This window comes from Syntrophaceae bacterium (assembly GCA_013177795.1).
In the GTDB taxonomy this organism is placed as follows: Bacteria; Desulfobacterota; Syntrophia; order Syntrophales; family UBA2192; genus UBA2192.
The window spans coordinates 979,579-995,417 of the sequence record JABLXY010000001.1 but is presented as its reverse complement, the minus strand read 5'-3'; the positions used below and the strand labels follow the sequence as shown (position 1 = coordinate 995,417).

At 63.8% G+C, this 15,839-nt stretch carries 17 protein-coding genes and 1 riboswitch; of the genes, 9 read left to right on the top strand and 8 right to left on the bottom strand.

Annotation, left to right across the window (positions count from 1 at the left end):
• Window positions 1-11: 11 nt before the first annotated feature.
• Window positions 12-932 carry a hypothetical protein gene (locus tag HPY67_04670; protein ID NPV04008.1) on the bottom strand — a complete coding sequence of 307 codons (921 nt, stop codon included), beginning with the start codon at window positions 930-932 and terminating at the stop codon, window positions 12-14.
• Between the two features lie 156 nt (window positions 933-1,088).
• Window positions 1,089-1,268 (bottom strand): hypothetical protein, encoded by a 180-nt coding sequence (locus HPY67_04665; GenBank protein ID NPV04007.1) that lies wholly within the window; start codon window positions 1,266-1,268, stop codon window positions 1,089-1,091.
• Between the two features lie 327 nt (window positions 1,269-1,595).
• On the opposite strand from HPY67_04665, the gene HPY67_04660 reads away from it, so the two are divergent.
• The 4 genes from HPY67_04660 (at window position 1,596) to HPY67_04645 (ending at window position 5,414) form a co-directional block, all read left to right on the top strand.
• Window positions 1,596-1,946 carry a hypothetical protein gene (locus tag HPY67_04660; GenBank protein NPV04006.1) on the top strand — a complete coding sequence of 117 codons (351 nt, stop codon included), beginning with the start codon at window positions 1,596-1,598 and terminating at the stop codon, window positions 1,944-1,946.
• An 808-nt stretch (window positions 1,947-2,754) separates the two neighbouring features.
• Window positions 2,755-3,963, top strand: a complete 1,209-nt coding sequence (locus tag HPY67_04655; GenBank protein NPV04005.1) for a CoA transferase — start codon at window positions 2,755-2,757, stop codon at window positions 3,961-3,963.
• 105 nt (window positions 3,964-4,068) lie between these two features.
• Window positions 4,069-4,506, top strand: coding sequence for a GNAT family N-acetyltransferase (locus HPY67_04650; protein NPV04004.1), 438 nt, complete (start codon window positions 4,069-4,071; stop codon window positions 4,504-4,506).
• Entirely contained in the window at window positions 4,503-5,414 is a 912-nt protein-coding gene (locus HPY67_04645; GenBank protein ID NPV04003.1) for a DUF2156 domain-containing protein, read from the top strand. The genes HPY67_04650 and HPY67_04645 overlap by 4 nt, the downstream gene beginning before the upstream one ends.
• Before the next feature lie 93 nt (window positions 5,415-5,507).
• On the opposite strand, the gene HPY67_04640 is transcribed toward HPY67_04645, so the two are convergent.
• Both HPY67_04640 and HPY67_04635 read right to left on the bottom strand, forming a co-directional pair.
• Window positions 5,508-6,332, bottom strand: a complete 825-nt coding sequence (locus tag HPY67_04640) for a hypothetical protein (GenBank protein NPV04002.1) — start codon at window positions 6,330-6,332, stop codon at window positions 5,508-5,510.
• A gap of 56 nt (window positions 6,333-6,388) precedes the next feature.
• Window positions 6,389-7,096, bottom strand: coding sequence for an MBL fold metallo-hydrolase (locus HPY67_04635; protein NPV04001.1), 708 nt, complete (start codon window positions 7,094-7,096; stop codon window positions 6,389-6,391).
• A gap of 246 nt (window positions 7,097-7,342) precedes the next feature.
• Window positions 7,343-7,434, top strand: a riboswitch (cyclic di-GMP riboswitch).
• Between the two features lie 63 nt (window positions 7,435-7,497).
• On the opposite strand from HPY67_04635, the gene HPY67_04630 reads away from it, so the two are divergent.
• Entirely contained in the window at window positions 7,498-8,334 is an 837-nt protein-coding gene (locus HPY67_04630; protein ID NPV04000.1) for a hypothetical protein, read from the top strand.
• A gap of 114 nt (window positions 8,335-8,448) precedes the next feature.
• Here HPY67_04630 and HPY67_04625 read toward each other — a convergent pair whose 3' ends face one another.
• Together HPY67_04625 and HPY67_04620 are read right to left on the bottom strand one after the other, a co-directional pair.
• On the bottom strand, window positions 8,449-9,453 hold the full coding sequence (locus HPY67_04625) for an IS256 family transposase (protein NPV03999.1): 1,005 nt from the start codon (window positions 9,451-9,453) through the stop codon (window positions 8,449-8,451).
• Window positions 9,450-9,590: a hypothetical protein gene (locus HPY67_04620; protein NPV03998.1), complete on the bottom strand. Its 141-nt coding sequence runs from the start codon at window positions 9,588-9,590 to the stop codon at window positions 9,450-9,452. Before HPY67_04620 ends, HPY67_04625 begins: the two co-directional genes overlap by 4 nt.
• Before the next feature lie 151 nt (window positions 9,591-9,741).
• Here HPY67_04620 and HPY67_04615 point away from each other — a divergent pair, with 151 nt between their 5' ends.
• From HPY67_04615 to HPY67_04605, 3 genes are all read left to right on the top strand, one after another.
• Window positions 9,742-10,047 carry a hypothetical protein gene (locus HPY67_04615; protein NPV03997.1) on the top strand — a complete coding sequence of 102 codons (306 nt, stop codon included), beginning with the start codon at window positions 9,742-9,744 and terminating at the stop codon, window positions 10,045-10,047.
• 95 nt (window positions 10,048-10,142) lie between these two features.
• The gene (locus tag HPY67_04610; protein ID NPV03996.1) at window positions 10,143-11,591 is read left to right on the top strand and encodes a DUF853 domain-containing protein; all 1,449 of its coding nucleotides are present in this window, start codon (window positions 10,143-10,145) and stop codon (window positions 11,589-11,591) included.
• 150 nt (window positions 11,592-11,741) lie between these two features.
• Window positions 11,742-12,389, top strand: a complete 648-nt coding sequence (locus HPY67_04605; GenBank protein NPV03995.1) for a porin family protein — start codon at window positions 11,742-11,744, stop codon at window positions 12,387-12,389.
• Window positions 12,390-12,533: 144 nt separating this feature from the next.
• On the opposite strand, the gene HPY67_04600 is transcribed toward HPY67_04605, so the two are convergent.
• Window positions 12,534-12,842 carry an antibiotic biosynthesis monooxygenase gene (locus tag HPY67_04600; GenBank protein ID NPV03994.1) on the bottom strand — a complete coding sequence of 103 codons (309 nt, stop codon included), beginning with the start codon at window positions 12,840-12,842 and terminating at the stop codon, window positions 12,534-12,536.
• Window positions 12,843-13,010: 168 nt separating this feature from the next.
• A complete protein-coding gene (locus tag HPY67_04595) occupies window positions 13,011-13,742 on the bottom strand; it encodes an MBL fold metallo-hydrolase (GenBank protein ID NPV03993.1) in 732 nt (243 codons plus the stop codon).
• 261 nt (window positions 13,743-14,003) lie between these two features.
• On the opposite strand from HPY67_04595, the gene HPY67_04590 reads away from it, so the two are divergent.
• Window positions 14,004-15,638 carry an acyl-CoA dehydrogenase gene (locus tag HPY67_04590; GenBank protein NPV03992.1) on the top strand — a complete coding sequence of 545 codons (1,635 nt, stop codon included), beginning with the start codon at window positions 14,004-14,006 and terminating at the stop codon, window positions 15,636-15,638.
• The last annotated feature ends 201 nt before the right edge of the window (window positions 15,639-15,839 follow it).

Below are 15,839 nucleotides of genomic sequence, written 5' to 3'. Positions count from 1 at the left end.
AACCTCCTTTTTTATGGACTTACAGGGATCGGTTTCGGTTTCTTGATCAGCTCGAGGTTCACCCGCGAGCTGTCCTTCAGCAGGGTCTCCATGGTGAGGAACCCCTTGCGGTCCTCGTGGCAGGTGTCGCAGTTGCGCGTCCGCTCCGTGCGCTTGCGGATGTTGTGGATCGGCGCGTCCCAGTAGTTCGGCAGGGCATCGAAGTTGGCCTGCCGGATGCCGTAGGGCTTGAAGGTGTCGCGCACCGTGGGGATGATGCGCAGGGTCGTGATCTCCCTGCGGTTGCGCGGGCTCGTCCCGATGTAAAACCCGGGCTTGGCCTCGGAGTGGCCGCCGTGGCAGTTGAAGCACTGCCGGTACTCGCCCGCCGAGTGACAGGCGTAGCAGCTGGCGTTTTGAGCGTGCTTCAGGTGGCCCACCCGCGCCGTCAGCTTCACCTCGCGGCCCGGCTCGTGGCAGTCGGTGCAGCGGGGCCGGTCGCGGACCTCCTCCTTGAGCTGGTAGGCCTTGCCGTCGCCGTGGAGCTCATCCATCGTGTGGCAGTCCATGCACATCATGCCCTTCTGGTAGTGGACGTCGGCGTTGCCGCCGTACTCGCCCGTGTACTCGGGGTAGACGCGGCCGCCGTGGCAGAAGGCGCAGGTCTTGCCCTCGTCCCTGCGGACGAACTTGTGCTTGTTGATGAGGCCGAGGCTCACCCCGGCGATGGCCGGGGACTTGACGTGGCAATCGCCGCACGAGGCGTGGCAGGAGCGGCAGGACTTCTCGAAGACCTTCTCGTCGAAGATCTTCGCCTCCTCCTTCGACATCCGCTTGATCACACGGTTGCGCTGGCCGATCGTCGTGTAGTGGAGGGACTTCCTGTAGTTCGCGGCGATCTCCTGGTGGCACTCCCCGCAGAGGGCCAGGTCGTTGGACGGGCGCTTCACCATGCCTTCGTGGGCGGCGTCCTTGTCGTCGGCCTTGTCATTCCCCTTGTGGCAGTACAGGCAGCCCTTCTCGAAGTGCTTGTCCGTCTCGACGAGCTTCCGGTCGACGAGGAACGTCAGGTGGAAGGTCTCCGCCTTGACCGGCGGAGGCGCCCCCGCTCACCCTTCCGCCTCGCCCTCGGGCTTGACGAAGGGCTTGCAGGTCTTCTTGAGCATGGCCTCGTCGGTGTGGCAGGTGACGCAGCTGCTGGCCTGGTTCTGGGCGGTCGTCGACGAGGAAAGAACGAGGACCAGCGGAAGCATCAGCACAGCGATCAGGGAGATGAGCCGGGCCGTCATGGGTCCTCTTGGGGGAAGAGAATTTGAATCCTGGGCGATTTATTGTATCGTTGCCCCGGAAATTGTCAACCCGTTTTGTGCTCCTGCTCCCGGCATACCCCGGTGGCGTATCTCCGGCCTGCCGGGCCGTTGGGGTGGCCGCGGGCGAAAAAGGACTCAAGAGAATGGCTCATGCAGCCGATAGGGTTGACGGAGCCTTCAGACCGAGCCGCCTTGCAATCGAATCCCGGCATCGTGCTGCGCGTCCTGCGCGGATCGGGGGCTTGCACCCATGGGAGGGCAACCTGTCTCGCCCGTCGAGACGGGGTGAAAAAGGAGGTGTCTTCTATGGATCCGCACAACGGGCATTCCGCGTGGAAATTCCAGTATTCCCACCCGGTCAGGGTAGAAGCGAGGGGGCGGCGGATTTCCCTGCTGTCATGGCTGGCCAACCTCGTCTTCCTCTCCGGGACGCTGCTGTTCGCCTACCAGCTCTACGGGTGGTTCGAGCACAACGAGTGGACGAGGTACCCGTCCGTCGTGCTCGTGAAGTATCTGCCCGCAAGCTGTTTCAGCTTCCTCAACGAGGCTCCGGCGGTCAAGGCCTCCGTGCTGTGGCTCCTGGACCGTGCCGACCTGTCGGTCGTCATGATCCTGGCGGGGTTTCTGATCGCGAAGTTTTTCGTCGATTCGAGATGACCGCAGGGCCGGGAGTGTCCTGCAATCAGGCGGGCTCGGACGCACGACACCGGGTGCACCCCGGGTATCTGCGCAAGCGACAGGTGTCCCGGCCCAGGGGTTGCTACTTGATCCCGTAAAAGACTGCGTTGGGGTTTATCCTGTCATCCTTGACGCACTGAAGGCAGTAGTAGACCGGTATGACCGTGCCGGTGCCTGAACCAACCAGCTCGAAGCAGGCACACTCCTGGCAGAGTTGTATCTCACATCCGGTGCATCTGATGAACGAAACCCTTTTCCCACAGTGTCCGCAGATTTCCCGTTCCGTGTGACCACGGGACTGCATCTCGTCCTCTTTCCTCTCTCCCTTGCCGTCGATGGGGAACGTCGATCGGCCCGTCCGCAAAGAGAACCGTTGGTTTTGGTGCACGGTGCTCATACCAGAAAACCAACATGAATTCAAGCACTCGCTTTGCATGTGATATCAAGTCCTTGGCAGCTGTCACCCCCGTTGAACGGTTTCTGTGGCGCGGCCTGCCGATCCGTGATATAGAGTCGCCGGGTCTCGAGCGGGTCTGTCAGGGCCCCCCGTCGACCGGCCGTACAGGGTCGGGGGGGCCGTCGGCGGTCACTTCTGTCTGCCGCTGAGGGTGAAGGGCATGTGCGGAACGGCAATCCCCCGGTATCCTGAGTGATGCGGGGGTTTTTTATGCCCTCCGCCCGCCGTGGCACGGCAGGAGGTGAACGCACGGAGGCGCAAGGCGGCTCCCAGGCAGAGGCAAAAGGGTTTGAAGGAGAGGCGGTCAAAGCCCGATGAAAGGAGGGGGTTATGCTGGCGCTCGAAGGCATCAAGGTTCTCGACCTGTCGAATTATGTCCCCGGTGCGCTCTGCACCATGATCCTGGGCGATTTCGGCGCCGAGGTCATCAAGGTGGAGCCGGCCAAGGCCTTCCCGATGGCGGACATGGGGTACTCGCCGGGCGGAAAGGACAAGGAGAGGGAGGCCGCCTACTTCGCGCTCAACCGCAACAAGAAGTGCATCGGCCTCAATCTCCGGTCCGACGAGGGGCGGAGGATCTTCCACCGGATGGCTCAGGAGGCCGACGTGGTCATCGAGGGCTACCGGCCGGGCGTCGTGGAGCGTCTCGGCGTCGATTACAGGGCGATCAGCGAAATCAACCCGCGCATCGTCTACTGCTCGCTTTCGGGCTACGGTCAGGACGGTCCTTACCGCCTGTTCTCGGGTCACGACATCAACTACATTTCACTGGCCGGCGTCCTCGGCCTCATCGGGCCGAAGGACGGTCCCCCGTCCGTCCCGCTCAACATCATCGCCGACTTCGCCGGCGTGTCGCTCTACGGGGCCGTCGGGATCCTCCTGGCCCTCATGGCCCGGGGGAAAACGGGCAAGGGCCAATACATCGACCACACCTACATGGAAGGGGCCATCCATCTCATCACGTGGTTCACCCACCGGTTCTTCATGGACGGCACCGTGATGCGGCGCGGCGAGTCGTGGGCCATGGGGGCCTACCCGCACTACGCCGTCTACGAAACCCGGGACGGCAAATACCTCAGCATCGGCTGCCTGGAGCCGCATTTCTGGGACAACCTGTGCAAGGCCATCGGCAAGGAGGAGTACATGCCGGCCAAGTGGTCCATGGACATGACATTCCGGGCCCCCGACGCAAAGATGCTCGAGATCCGCGCCGGGCTCGAGAAGGTGTTTCTGTCGAAGACGCGCGACGAGTGGTTCGACCTGCTGTCGCGGCAGGACATTCCCGTCGGGAAGGTCTACGACATCGGTGAGGTCTTCAGCGATCCCCAGGTGGTCCACCGGAAAATGGTGATCGAACTCGAGCACCCGAAACTGGGCAGGGTGAAGCAGGTCGGGATCCTGCCGAAGCTCTCCGAAACCCCGGGGCAGGTGAGGCGTTTCGCCCCGGTGCACGGGGAACACACGGACGAGATCCTCTCCTCCCTGGGCTATAGCGCCGAGGAGATCGGGAAGCTGCGCAGCGACGGGACGGTAGGATGAGCCCGGGCAGGTGGCATCGGGGTCCATGAAAAGGGAGAGAAAGAGGGCGCAGGTCTTCTGTCCGGCGGCGCCTGCTCTTGACATCGGGAGGTCATGATCTTTAATATGCCAACGCGCGCCGTCCAAGTCCATTACGCATGCCTAGCGGAGCCGACCCCCGGGCAGGTCGGGGACGTGCTGGCGCTTTATCTCTTGCAGGGCTGGTGGGGCCCGACGTCGGGCAGGGACCGCGAAACGGCCGAGGCCATCATCCGGGGCAGCCACTGCTTCGTCGTCGCCGAGGCGGAAGGGCGGGTCATCGGGATGGGAAGGGCCCTCAGCGACAGGGTCAGCGATGCCTATATCCAGGATGTCGTCGTGGAACCCTCGTTCCGGGGCCGGGGGATCGGGCGCCGGATCGTGGAGGAGCTGGTGCACCGTCTCCGGCAGGACGGCATCGAATGGATCGGTCTCGGGGCCGAGGCGGGGACGCACGATTTCTACCGGAGGGCCGGGTTCACGGAGCTGCCGGGCTGCATCGTCATGCTGAAGAAGGACCCATGAATTTCAAGAAGCTGCAAATAGCCGATTACCGGTCGCTCGAGCCGTATTTCGACCCGATGCCCTACCGCCTGAGCGTCTACAGTCTGCCGTCGCTCATCGCCTGGGGCGACTGCGTCTTCGAGACGCATTACGCCGTTGCGGGCGATCTCCTCGTGATCGCCAACGAGTCGCGGCTTCGGCCGGATGACCGGCATCTGATCCTCCCGATATCCCCCGGGGGCGACCCGTCGCCCGAGCGCCTGCGCTCCCTTGCCCGGGAGAGCGGCTTTGACCGCTACTGGTGTGCCTGCGGCGACTATGTCGAGAGGCACCGCCAGGGGCTGGAGTCGGTGTTTCACATCGAGGAGCAGGCGGAGTTCGAGGACTACGTCTACCTGGCGGAGGACCTCGCGGCGTTGAGGGGCAACCGGTTCGTGCGCAAGCGAAACCTCATCCACCAGTTCGAGCGGGAATTCATGCGAAACGGCAGCCGGGCCCTCGTGGAGCCGATCACGAGGGAAAGCGTCCCGGAGTGCCTCGCCTTCCTCGAGGCCTGGTGCGCGCAGCGGGACTGCGATGTCGACGGGGACACCGATCTGGCCTGCGAGCGGCGGGCCGTGATCACGTCCCTGGAGCATCTCGATGCCCTCGGTCTCAGGGGGATCCTGGTCCGCCTGGACGGCAGGGTGAGCGCCTTCGGCATCGCCGCCCGTCTCAACGGGGACACGGGCATTCTGAGCTACGAAAAGGCATTCTCCGATGTCAAGGGGCTCTACCAGTTTCTCGACAGGGAGTGCGCAAGGCGGCTCTTCGCGGGATGCCGGTACATCAACAAGGAAAGCGACATGAGCCTGCCCAACCTCGCCGCGATGAAGAGGTCCTATCACCCGGTCCTGCGGGTCAAGTCCTACAAGCTCACATTGAAATAAGGCACAGGGTCGAGGAGCCGGGACCGGGAACGGTATTCCCGGTCCGGAGGAGTCCCCTGCCTCCCCCTCTGAACAAGGGGGAAAAGGAGGGTCTTATCTGCCGATCCGTTCCGGGACGGCCTTGCCGGCGATCCAGTCCCGGATGACCTGGATCACGGGCTTTTCCACCCCGTAGAAACCGTGGCTGCTCAGGGCGTTGCAAGGGCCGGAGGCGGCAAGGCTGCCGCCGGTCACGATGACCACGTCGACCTGCGGGCTTTCCGTAAGTCTCTTCTTCAGCTCGAAGGCGCCCTGAACGGGCGTGACACGGCACTCGTCGTAGAGGTGATGGATGATGAGGACGGGGTCGTCGATGTCCGAGAAGTCGATGCCCGCGCATTCCGAAGGGCGGTAGACAGCCGTCAGGATCACGCCGCTGATCGCCGGCTCGTCGAACACGGCTGCCAGGTAGGCGGCGGAGAGGGTGCCCTTGCTCGTGCCCACGAGGTACAGGGAGGAGATGCGGTGCCTCTCCTTCAGGTGGGCGATGACTTTGCGCACGTCTTCCGCATGCTCGGGCGAAGTCCGGAACCGGTCCGTCATGCCGGAGCTCTGGTCCGAGGGGGCATCCAGGGTCACCACCATGAAGCCCGCTGCAGCAAGATCGCGGGCGGCACGCAAGAGGAAATTGTTGCTGACCCAGAACCGGCCGTCTCTTTCCCCGAAGTGCTTCGCGCCGTCCGCGCCCGGGAAGAGAAGCAGGGCCGTGGACGGCTTTGCGATGGCCTTCATTACCAGCAGCCGCACTGTCACGCCGGGCCGCGTGGGCACGATTTCGATGGCCTCGTAACCCCCGGCCGAGGCGGATGCAGCTGCCAGCAGACCGACCGCCAGCCCGGCCAGGAGGAGTTGAATCCTTCGAAGCAGCGTCAAATGCATGGGTTGGACGTTCTGCGCTCCCCGTGCCTTCCTCGAGCCTGATACCGCGCGGCGCATCACTCCTCGATCGCCATGAGCGATTGCCACCGCTCCCACTCCGTGCCGACGGGAAGCCCCCTGTCCCTGAGAATGCCGACGATGGCCGGGTCGTTGAACCGCAGGTAGGGGTTCACCTTCAATTCTTCCTGGAGCAGGGAGCGGACGCAATCGGGTTCATGGCCGTCCATGTAGGCATCGAGGTCCCTGTTGGCGGGCTCCAGGCTGCGTGCAAAGGCAACGGCCAGCGCCCTGTAATCGTGCCCGGGAAAGATCACCGTGTCTTCCGGGAGGGCCATGAGCCTCCGCACGGATTCGTAGAAGGCCCGGAGGTCGCCCGAGAAGCAATTGCCGATCGTCCCGGTGAAGAGCGTGTCGCCCGAGAGCAGGTATCGTCCCGCATGGAAACAGACCGAGTCGATTGAATGGCCGGGCGTACGATACACATGGACGGGTTCCCCGTCAAGGGTGATGATGGAACCGTCCTGCAGGTCCTGGAACAGCAGGAGGCGGGCCCCCGATTTTTCGAGGAGTTCCTCGCTGCCCTCCAGATGGTCGTGGTGGCGGTGGGTGTGGGTCACGTAGCGCAGCGCCAGGTGATAACGGTCCGTGAAATCGAGGATCTCCCGCCAGGCCCCCCCGTCGACGGCCATGGCCTCGGACCGGCCGAAGATGAGATACCCCAGGTTGTCGCGCCCGTATCGGAACTGTTCGACGTGCAGGGCCATGGCGGCTCTCCTCCCTTTCCTCTTGGCCCGGCGATCCCCTCGAGACCCCTCTCGGGGAACGGGCCTTCCCCGCCCCCGGTTGCGCCGCGACGGCGTGCCGCGCCCCGGCTGCGGGCCGCCCCGCGTGGCCGCAACCATAGTACAGCCCGGGCGTTTGTTCAAGGGTTCGATTCCGGGCTAAAGGTTTTGCCTCGAACTGCCGATTCCGAGGTCTGAAAAGACCCCCTCCTGTTCTTTCCGCAGGAAGCCTGTGAAGGGCAAACCGTCCGAAAGGGCGGGACGCAAAGCCGCTGACCTACGTCCGCAGAAACGCCGGATAGGGTGGCAGGGCTGCCAGGCGTCATCGGCGCACACCGTGCGGGACGCCTCGGGTGAAAAACCGCATGGAGGTGTCTCCGGCCATGATCGGCAGAAACGCTTCTCTTCCCCTTTCCGTTCGACTCATTGTCATCCTCGTCTTCGCCGCGATCCTGCTGTCCGGCATTCCGGCCGGGGCCGCCGAGGTCACCTTGGCCTGGGACCCGAACGCGGAGCCCGATCTCGCGGGCTACAAGGTCTACAGCGGGACGGCCAGCCGGAATTATTCGGGCACCGTCGACGTGGGCAACTGGACCCGCTGCGTCATGGGGGGCCTCGAGCCGGGCAGGACCTATTACTTCGCCGCCAAGGCCTACAATGCAACGGGGTCGGAGAGCGATTACTCCGCCGAGGTCGTCTACAGCGTTCCCGCGGCCTGCAGCTTCTCCCTCTCCACGGGCAGCCAGAGCTTCGGCCCTGAAGGCGGGACGGGGAGCGTATCCGTCTCGACCGCCTCGGCGTGCAGCTGGAGCGCGGTGAGCGGCGCTTCCTGGCTGACCGTGACGGCAGGGGCGAGCGGGACCGGCCCGGGGTCGGTTTCCTTCGCCGTCGCAGCCAATACGGCAAGCGCATCGAGGACGGCGACCCTCTCCGTCGGGGAACAGGTCTTGACGGTGACCCAGTCCGGCACCGCGGGGCCCTTCACCATTACCTCGTCGGCGGGCCCGGGCGGCACCATCTCGCCGTTGGGCACCTCGACCGTCGCTGGCGGCGGCAGCAAGACGTACACCATCACGCCGAAAACCGGCTACGCGGTCTCGTCCGTGCAGGTCGACGGGGTCAGCGTCGGCGCCGTCTCCGCGTATACCTTCAGTGCCGTCAACGCAAATCACGCCATCAAGGCGCTCTTCAAGAAAAAGAGCCGCCTGGTCTGGTGGTGAGCCGACCCGCCTCCGCGCACCCGGGGCAGAACCCCCGGGGGCGGCTTCGTTTGTCCCAAGGGTAACGTCAAGTGTTATGTGTCATGACGAGGAAAGGGGTCATGGTTTTTTCTTTCAGGTTCTCATGGGTAAAGATGGCATAGAGGATTCTCTCCATGCTGGTTCGATCGGAGAAGACGCCCATGGGCGGGTTCTCCTGCGGACCTCGCGGAATCTGCGTTCGATGAGGTTGGTGGTCCGGATCGTGGGCCAGAGCTTGGGATGGGGCAGCCGGAAGAACGCCAGGAGTTCTTCCTCGTGGCTCATGAGGCTCTTGACGGCCTTGGGATAGAGCGGGCGCCAGATGCGGCAGAAGCGCTGCAGGACGGCTTGGGCCTCGCGCAGAGAGGCGGCATGGCTGATGGCGTGCAGGTCCTTCTTCATGGCGGCCTGGTCGCTCTTGCGGGCGTAGTTGAGGACGTTGCGGGTTTTATGCACCCAGCAGCGCTGCAGGGGCACCTGCGGATAGACAAAGGGCAGGGCGGCCAGCAGGCCCCGGCCCCCGTCGGTGATGATCATCTCGAGCCCCTCGCCCGTGAGTCCCCGTCGATACAGATCCGTGAGGAAGACCTCCCAGGCGCTCTGTGACTCGGCGTGGGCGATCCGGAAGTCGATGATCTCCTTGCGGCCCTGGGCCGTCACCCCCAGGACCACCAGGACGACGCGCGTGGAGGCCCCGGCTCCGGTTCTGCGCTTGAGCACCACCCCGTCGAACAGCAGGAACCGGTAGGCTCGGCGCAGCGGCCGTCTGTGGAAGGCGCTCACGGCCGCATCGAGCCTCCGGGCCACCCGGCTCACCGTCGTGGCGCTGACGGGCTCGCCCAGAACCGGCATCAGGGCGTGGGCGATCTTGCGGGTGGAGATCCCGAGGACAAAGCACGCCAGGATCATCCGCTCCACGCAGCCGATGCGGCGGGCGTAGGCCCGGACCACCCCGATCATGCTGGTCTTGCGGCTCCGGGGCACCCGCAGCTCGATATCCCCCAGCTCGGTGAGCAGGTGACGGCAGTAGCTGCCGTTGCGCCGGTCCGCCAGCGAGCGGCCCACCTCGTCGAGATAGCGGTCCAGCCGGTCGTTCACTGGTCTTCCAAGATCCCGACCAGGGCCTGACGGGCCGCAGAGCGGTAATCCGCATCCCACTCCGGCGACAGGTTCATCTCCTTGATTATCCGGTGCGCTTGTGACAAACTCTTGATCGGCAAACCAACTGTCCTCATGGGGTACCTCCTTATGGGATGTCGCAATCTTGGGGGTACCCCTTTCCTGTCTCTGACACAAGATATGATACGCTACCTGTCCCAAGGACTTTCTTGACATTTCCCCGCCGTCATCTATAGTAACAGCACACCACACACAAGGAGGGATCCTATGAAGCGCATCGTCATTGCCCTTGCGATCGTGTTCCTGTCCGTCACCGTCGCCATGGCCGCCGGCCCCAAGACCTACCAGGTCACCGGTCCCGTCCTCGAGAAGAAGGACGGCGTGATCGTGGTCCAGAAGGGAAAGGAAAAGTGGGAGATCGCCACGACGAAGGACACGAAGATCAAGGGTGACCCGAAGGTCGGCTCGAAGGTCACCATCGAGTACACGATGACCGCCGCGAGCATCGACGTCAAGGAGGAGAAGAAGGCACCCGAGAAGAAACCCGCCGAGAAGCCCCCCGCAAAGAAGTAAACGGCAACGCAGCCTTGCCCGGGTATGCGCGGCCCGCCCCAGGGCGGGCCGCCGTCCCATTCCTGCCAACCCATTCCGACCGCACGGGAGGTCTCATGGCTTCGCAACCGCCCCCCATCCTTGTCGCCAAGGCAACGGACGAGATATACCTTTACCCGAAGATGGCCAACCGCCACGGCCTGATCGCCGGGGCCACGGGCACCGGGAAAACGGTCACCCTGCGGGTGCTGGCCGAGCAGTTCAGCAACATGGGTGTGCCCGTCTTCATGGCCGACGTGAAGGGGGACCTGTCGGGTCTCGCGAAGCCCGGCGGGGACAACCCCAAGATCGCCGACCGGGTCAGGGACCTGAAACTCGACGGGTTTGCCTACGAGGGATACCCCGTTGCCTTCTGGGACGTCTTTGCCGAGAGGGGTCACCCCGTCCGCACGACCGTCTCCGAAATGGGCCCGCTGCTTCTCTCCCGGATTCTCAACCTCAACGAGACCCAGGCCGGCGTGCTCAACATCGTTTTCAAGATCGCCGACGACAACGGTCTTCTCCTGCTCGACTTCAAGGACTTGCGCGCCATGGCCCAGTACGTGGGCGACAACGCGAGCCAGTTCAAGGTCCAGTACGGCAACATCTCCTCGGCCAGCATCGGGGCGATCCAGCGCAACCTCCTCGTCATCGGGGAGCAGGGCGGCGACAGGTTCTTCGGCGAGCCCGCCCTCGACATCAACGACCTCATGCAGGCCGACGCGAAGGGCAGGGGCATGATCAACATCCTGGTCGCCGACCGGCTGATGCAGTCACCCAGGGTCTACGCCACCTTCCTGCTGTGGCTTCTGTCGGAGCTCTTCGAGCGGCTCCCCGAGGTGGGCGATCCGCCGAAGCCCAAGCTCGTCTTCTTCTTCGACGAGGCGCACCTGCTCTTCGAGGACATCCCGAAGGTTCTCCAGGACAAGATCGAGCAGGTCGTGCGTCTCATCCGATCCAAGGGGGTCGGGGTCTACTTCATCACGCAGAACCCTCTGGACATCCCCGACACCGTCCTGGGACAGCTCGGAAACCGCGTCCAGCACGCCCTGCGGGCCTACACGCCGCGGGACCAGAAGGCCGTGAAGGCCGCAGCCGAGACCTTCCGGGCCAATCCCAGGCTCGACACGACGAAAGCCATCCTGGAGCTCGGCGTGGGCGAGGCCCTCGTGTCCATGCAGGACGAGAAGGGGGTCCCCACCATGGTTGAGCGGGCCTGGATCGTGCCCCCGCGCAGCAGTCTCACCCCCCTGCAGCCCAACGAGATCGCGGGCATCGTCAGGGCATCCGTTCTGTACGGGACGTACGAGAAGACCGTCGACCGGGAATCGGCCTACGAGAAGCTTACGGCCAGGGCGGAGAAGGCCGCCGCCGAGGCCCCAGCCGCCCCCGCCAGAAAGGAGGCCAAGTCCGGAACGGAGGTCCTCGTGGGGGCCCTGGCCAAGAGCGCGGCGCACGCCATCGGAAGCCAGATCGGCCGGCAGATCATTCGCGGCGTCCTGGGCTCGCTGTTCGGCAAGAAATGACGGGTGCCGGAAGCGGCGGCCCGCAGCAAGGAAGGCAGGGAGCCCTCCCTGCCTTTTCCTTCCCGTTCACCGGGCTGTCGTGTCAACCGCCTCCGGGCCGCATCGTTTTTAAACCGCAGGATGTGAATTTCTTGCCAGGAGGGATGATCCATGAGAACCCGGGTCGCGGTGTATCTTGCCGTTTTGCTGACGGGCATCCTCGCTCTTTCCGGCTCGGCACACGCCCAGCCCTTCCAGACGACGAGCCCGTTTTATCTCGGGGTCTTCGGCGGCTATGTCGCCCCCGAGGACATGACGTGGACGTCGAGGGCGACGGGGGCCTCGGCCGACCTTGCCCTGGACGAGAGCGGGATGATGGGGGTCAAGTTCGGCTACATCCTGCCCCAGGCGCGGGCCCTGGCCGTCGAGCTCGAGTGGAACTACATGTTCGAGCAGAATATCCCGCCCCAAGTCATCGGCGGGGTGAGAGAATCGGGCGATGTGCGCCTGAACAATGTCCTCGTGAACCTGATCCTGCGCTACCCCGAGGGGAAGGTCCATCCCTACGTCGGAGCCGGCATCGGGGCCTCGTCGATGAACATCCGAAACACGGAATCCGTGGGCGGCACCGTGTACGTGGCCGAGGAGACGGAAACGGGATTTGCCTGGCAGCTCCTGGCGGGCGTGAACGTCGAGCTGGCGCCGAACCTCTCGGCGGACCTGGCCTACCGGTACTTCGGCACGAAACCGGACTTCACCCTGATCGACGTGGATTACCGGACGCACGCCGTCACCTTCGGCCTCAATTTTCATTTTTAGCGGGTCTGTGGGCCGGGGCGCGTCTTCAGCATGAGACAGTGTATGCGAAGGGAAGAGGGTGAGAAGGTTGGATGAGCCGGAGGCTATTCGCACGCCTGCGGTTGCCCCGAGCTTCTTGCCTTCTCCGCCTCTCGACTTCTCTCTTTATGCAGGCGTCAGCACCTGGATCGAGACGCTCTTCATCACGTCCTTGACCCGCTCGCGGTACTCCAGGAAATGCGGCTGCGTGAGGTGGAGCTTCAGTGCATCCACGCTTTCCCACCGCTCGATCAGGGTCACCGTATTTTCGCGCGGCGCCGGCTGGATCGGGATGCCCGTGGGCACGTCCACCGTGGGCCCGTACTCGAGGCAGCCCTTCTCCTTGTGCACCAGGGGCATGACCCGCTTGAGCTCCGCCAGGTATTTCTCCTTGCCGCCGGGGCTCAGCTCGATCGTCGCAATCACGTAGATCATCGGCATTCCTCCCAAGGGTTGTTTGTCCGGAAACTGCCGTCCATCCGGAATCTTCTGTTATCGTGACCGGGCATGCGGGGGGATCGGAACGAGCAGCAAGCGACAGGCCTCAGGCAACAGGACAGTGCAGGAATCCTGGAGCCTGGTGCATGAACCCCGGCGCTCGGCTCACTGCATCTTGCGGATCCTGACCTCGATCCCCTTTTCTCCCTGCAGCAGCTCCACGAGCCTCCGCAGGTCGGTCTCGCCGTGGTGATAGGGGTAAAGGACCTTCGGCCGGAAGGCCTTTGCCGCGTCGGCCGCCATCTCGGGCGTCATCGTGTAGGGCAGATTCACGGGAAGGAAGGCCACGTCGATGTCCCGGAGAGCCTTCATTTCCGGCGTGTTCTCCGTGTCGCCGGCGACATAGACCCGCTTGTCGGCGAAGCGGATGATGTATCCGTTGCCGGTTCCCTTCGGGTGGTAGGGAACGCCCGGGCTTCGCATGTGGACGAGGTTGTAGGCGGGGACCGCCTCGACAGGGACGCCCAGCCATGTCCCCGAAGCGCCGTTCTTCAGGACTGAGGCACCCTTGATCTGCTTCGCCGCCGCTTCCGAGGCGACGATCTCCGTGCCATTCTTCCTGACCGTCTCGATGGCCTTGATGTCCAGGTGGTCCCGGTGCTCGTGGGTGACCAGGATGAGGTCGGCCTTCGGCAGCTTCCCGTAATCGGCCAGCTGCGTCCACGGATCCACGTGGATGACCTTCCCGCCATGGCGCAGCATGAGGGTCCCGTGACCGATGAAGGTGATCTCCAGGTCGCCCGCCGAGGTGGGGATGACATCCACCTCGAAGGCCCCGGCGGCCCCGGGAGACAGGCCCGCGGCGACGAGAGCGAAGAGCAGCAATAGTCCTTTCATGGTCCCCTCCTTTTCAGTTTTCGCCGATGGTACACCGATCGGGGCAGAGATACAAGGGCAGGGACGGAGGGATCCGTTGCAAAGGCGGTGAAAATAGTGTAGAAGGGGGACAAAATGCTGACCGGCGGTCAGTTCCATTGTGGCTTTTTCGTCAAAAATCATTGCATAACAAATGCTTAACGATCAAAGGAGGGGGATTCCATGCTGTTCAATCCGAAGAAATACGCGAGCGACTACCCCTGCGAGAAATCGAAGGAGATCATGCGCAAGACGATCGACTTCTTCGAGCGCAAGGGCAAGCAGCGGATCAAGGCGGACGACCAGTGGTGCGTCTGGTACGATGACTTCATCCAGTTCATCAAGGACAACAGGATCTTCGCCACGCTGCTGACGCCCTCGAAGTACGGCGACGCCGACTGCCGCTGGGACACGTGGCGCAATTGCGAGTTCAACGAGATCCTCGCCTTCTACAGCCTGTCGTACTGGTATGCCTGGCAGGTCTCGATCCTGGGGCTCGGCCCCATCTGGATGAGCCGCAACGAGGAGATGAAGAAGAAGACCGCCCGGCACCTGCAGTATGGGCGGATCTTCGGATTCGGCCTCTCCGAGCGGGAGCACGGCGCCGACATCTACTCCACGGACATGCTGCTCAAGCCCCAGCCCGACGGCACCTACCTTGCCGAGGGCGACAAGTACTACATCGGCAACGCCAACCAGGCCGTCATCGTCTCGACCTTCGGCAAGATCGCGGGGACGGGCGAGTACGTCTTCTTCCCCGTCGACTCGCACCACGAGAGGTTCGAGCTCGTGCGCAACGTCGTGGCGAGCCAGATGTACGTGGCCCAGTTCAACCTGCACGACTACCCGATCCGCGAGGACGAGATCCTCGAGCGCGGCCAAGAGGCCTGGGACGCCTCCCTCAACACGGTCAACGTGGGCAAGTTCAACCTGGGGTGGGCCACCATCGGGATCTGCACCCACTCCTTCTACGAGGCCATCAACCACGCCTCGCACCGCATCCTGTACGGCAAGGCCGTCACGGAGTTCTCCCAAGTCAAGCAGCTCTTCGTCGATGCCTATACGCGCCTCGCGGCCATGCGCCTGTTCGCCCTGCGGGCCATCGACTACTTCCGCTCCGCCTCGGCCCAGGACCGCCGCTACCTGCTCTACAACCCCATGGTGAAGATGAAGGTCACCATGCAGGGCGAGGAGGTCATCAACCTGCTGTGGGACGTCATCGCCGCCAAGGGCTTCGAGAAGGACACCTACTTCGAGATGGCCACGCGCCACATCCGCGCGCTGCCCAAGCTCGAGGGGACGGCCCACGTGAACATGGCCCTCATCGTGAAGTTCATGGCCAACTACTTCTTCAACCCCGGAACGTTCCCCGAGATCCCGCGGCGCAACGACCCCGCCGACGACACCTTCTTCTGGGAGCAGGGGCCGGCAAAGGGCCTCAGCAAGATCCAGTTCCACGACTACAAGCCGGCCTACGACGCCTACGACCTGCCGAACCTGGCGATCTTCAAGGAGCAGATCAAGCTCTTCAAGGCCTTCCTCGCCACGGCGACCCCCACGCCGGAGCAGCAGAAGGACATCGACTTCCTGCTCATCCTGGGCGAGCTCTTCACCTGCGTCGTCTACGGGCAGCTCATCCTGGAGAACGCGAAGATCTACGGCGTGGACAGGGACCTCCTGGACCAGATCTTCGACTTCATGGTGCGCGACTTCTCGAAGTACGCCCTGCAGCTCTACCACAAGCCCTCGAGCACGGAAAAGCAGATGGGGCTCTGCATGCAGATGATCCGAAAGCCCGCTGTGGACGAGGGGCGATACGAGCGGGTGCTCGCCAACCACGTCTATGCGCTGAAGGACGTCTACGAGATGAATCCGTAGGGACAGGCGAAAGGCAAGGAAAACCAAGGCGGAGAAGGCCGCGGGAAGAAATCCCCGCGGCCTTCGCGCACCATGCCCCGCGCCGCTCCCTTTCAGCGGGATTGACACGTCCCGCCCCATTTCTTATAGTGGCAGAAACGAAGCATGCGTGTTGGTCCAGCCCGTCGGCCTGCGGGGTCTGTTTGGGCCCGATCCTCCTGA

Bases quoted from the DNA above. Each gene is read 5' to 3' on its own strand.
- HPY67_04670 (NPV04008.1), bottom strand. From the start codon at position 932: ATGGTGAAGCGCCCGTCCAACGACCTGGCCCTCTGCGGGGAGTGCCAC.
- HPY67_04665 (NPV04007.1), bottom strand. From the start codon at position 1,268: ATGACGGCCCGGCTCATCTCCCTGATCGCTGTGCTGATGCTTCCGCTG.
- HPY67_04660 (NPV04006.1), top strand. From the start codon at position 1,596: ATGGATCCGCACAACGGGCATTCCGCGTGGAAATTCCAGTATTCCCAC.
- HPY67_04655 (NPV04005.1), top strand. From the start codon at position 2,755: ATGCTGGCGCTCGAAGGCATCAAGGTTCTCGACCTGTCGAATTATGTC.
- HPY67_04650 (NPV04004.1), top strand. From the start codon at position 4,069: ATGCCAACGCGCGCCGTCCAAGTCCATTACGCATGCCTAGCGGAGCCG.
- HPY67_04645 (NPV04003.1), top strand. From the start codon at position 4,503: ATGAATTTCAAGAAGCTGCAAATAGCCGATTACCGGTCGCTCGAGCCG.
- HPY67_04640 (NPV04002.1), bottom strand. From the start codon at position 6,332: ATGCATTTGACGCTGCTTCGAAGGATTCAACTCCTCCTGGCCGGGCTG.
- HPY67_04635 (NPV04001.1), bottom strand. From the start codon at position 7,096: ATGGCCCTGCACGTCGAACAGTTCCGATACGGGCGCGACAACCTGGGG.
- HPY67_04630 (NPV04000.1), top strand. From the start codon at position 7,498: ATGATCGGCAGAAACGCTTCTCTTCCCCTTTCCGTTCGACTCATTGTC.
- HPY67_04620 (NPV03998.1), bottom strand. From the start codon at position 9,590: ATGAGGACAGTTGGTTTGCCGATCAAGAGTTTGTCACAAGCGCACCGG.
- HPY67_04615 (NPV03997.1), top strand. From the start codon at position 9,742: ATGAAGCGCATCGTCATTGCCCTTGCGATCGTGTTCCTGTCCGTCACC.
- HPY67_04610 (NPV03996.1), top strand. From the start codon at position 10,143: ATGGCTTCGCAACCGCCCCCCATCCTTGTCGCCAAGGCAACGGACGAG.
- HPY67_04605 (NPV03995.1), top strand. From the start codon at position 11,742: ATGAGAACCCGGGTCGCGGTGTATCTTGCCGTTTTGCTGACGGGCATC.
- HPY67_04600 (NPV03994.1), bottom strand. From the start codon at position 12,842: ATGATCTACGTGATTGCGACGATCGAGCTGAGCCCCGGCGGCAAGGAG.
- HPY67_04595 (NPV03993.1), bottom strand. From the start codon at position 13,742: ATGAAAGGACTATTGCTGCTCTTCGCTCTCGTCGCCGCGGGCCTGTCT.
- HPY67_04590 (NPV03992.1), top strand. From the start codon at position 14,004: ATGCGCAAGACGATCGACTTCTTCGAGCGCAAGGGCAAGCAGCGGATC.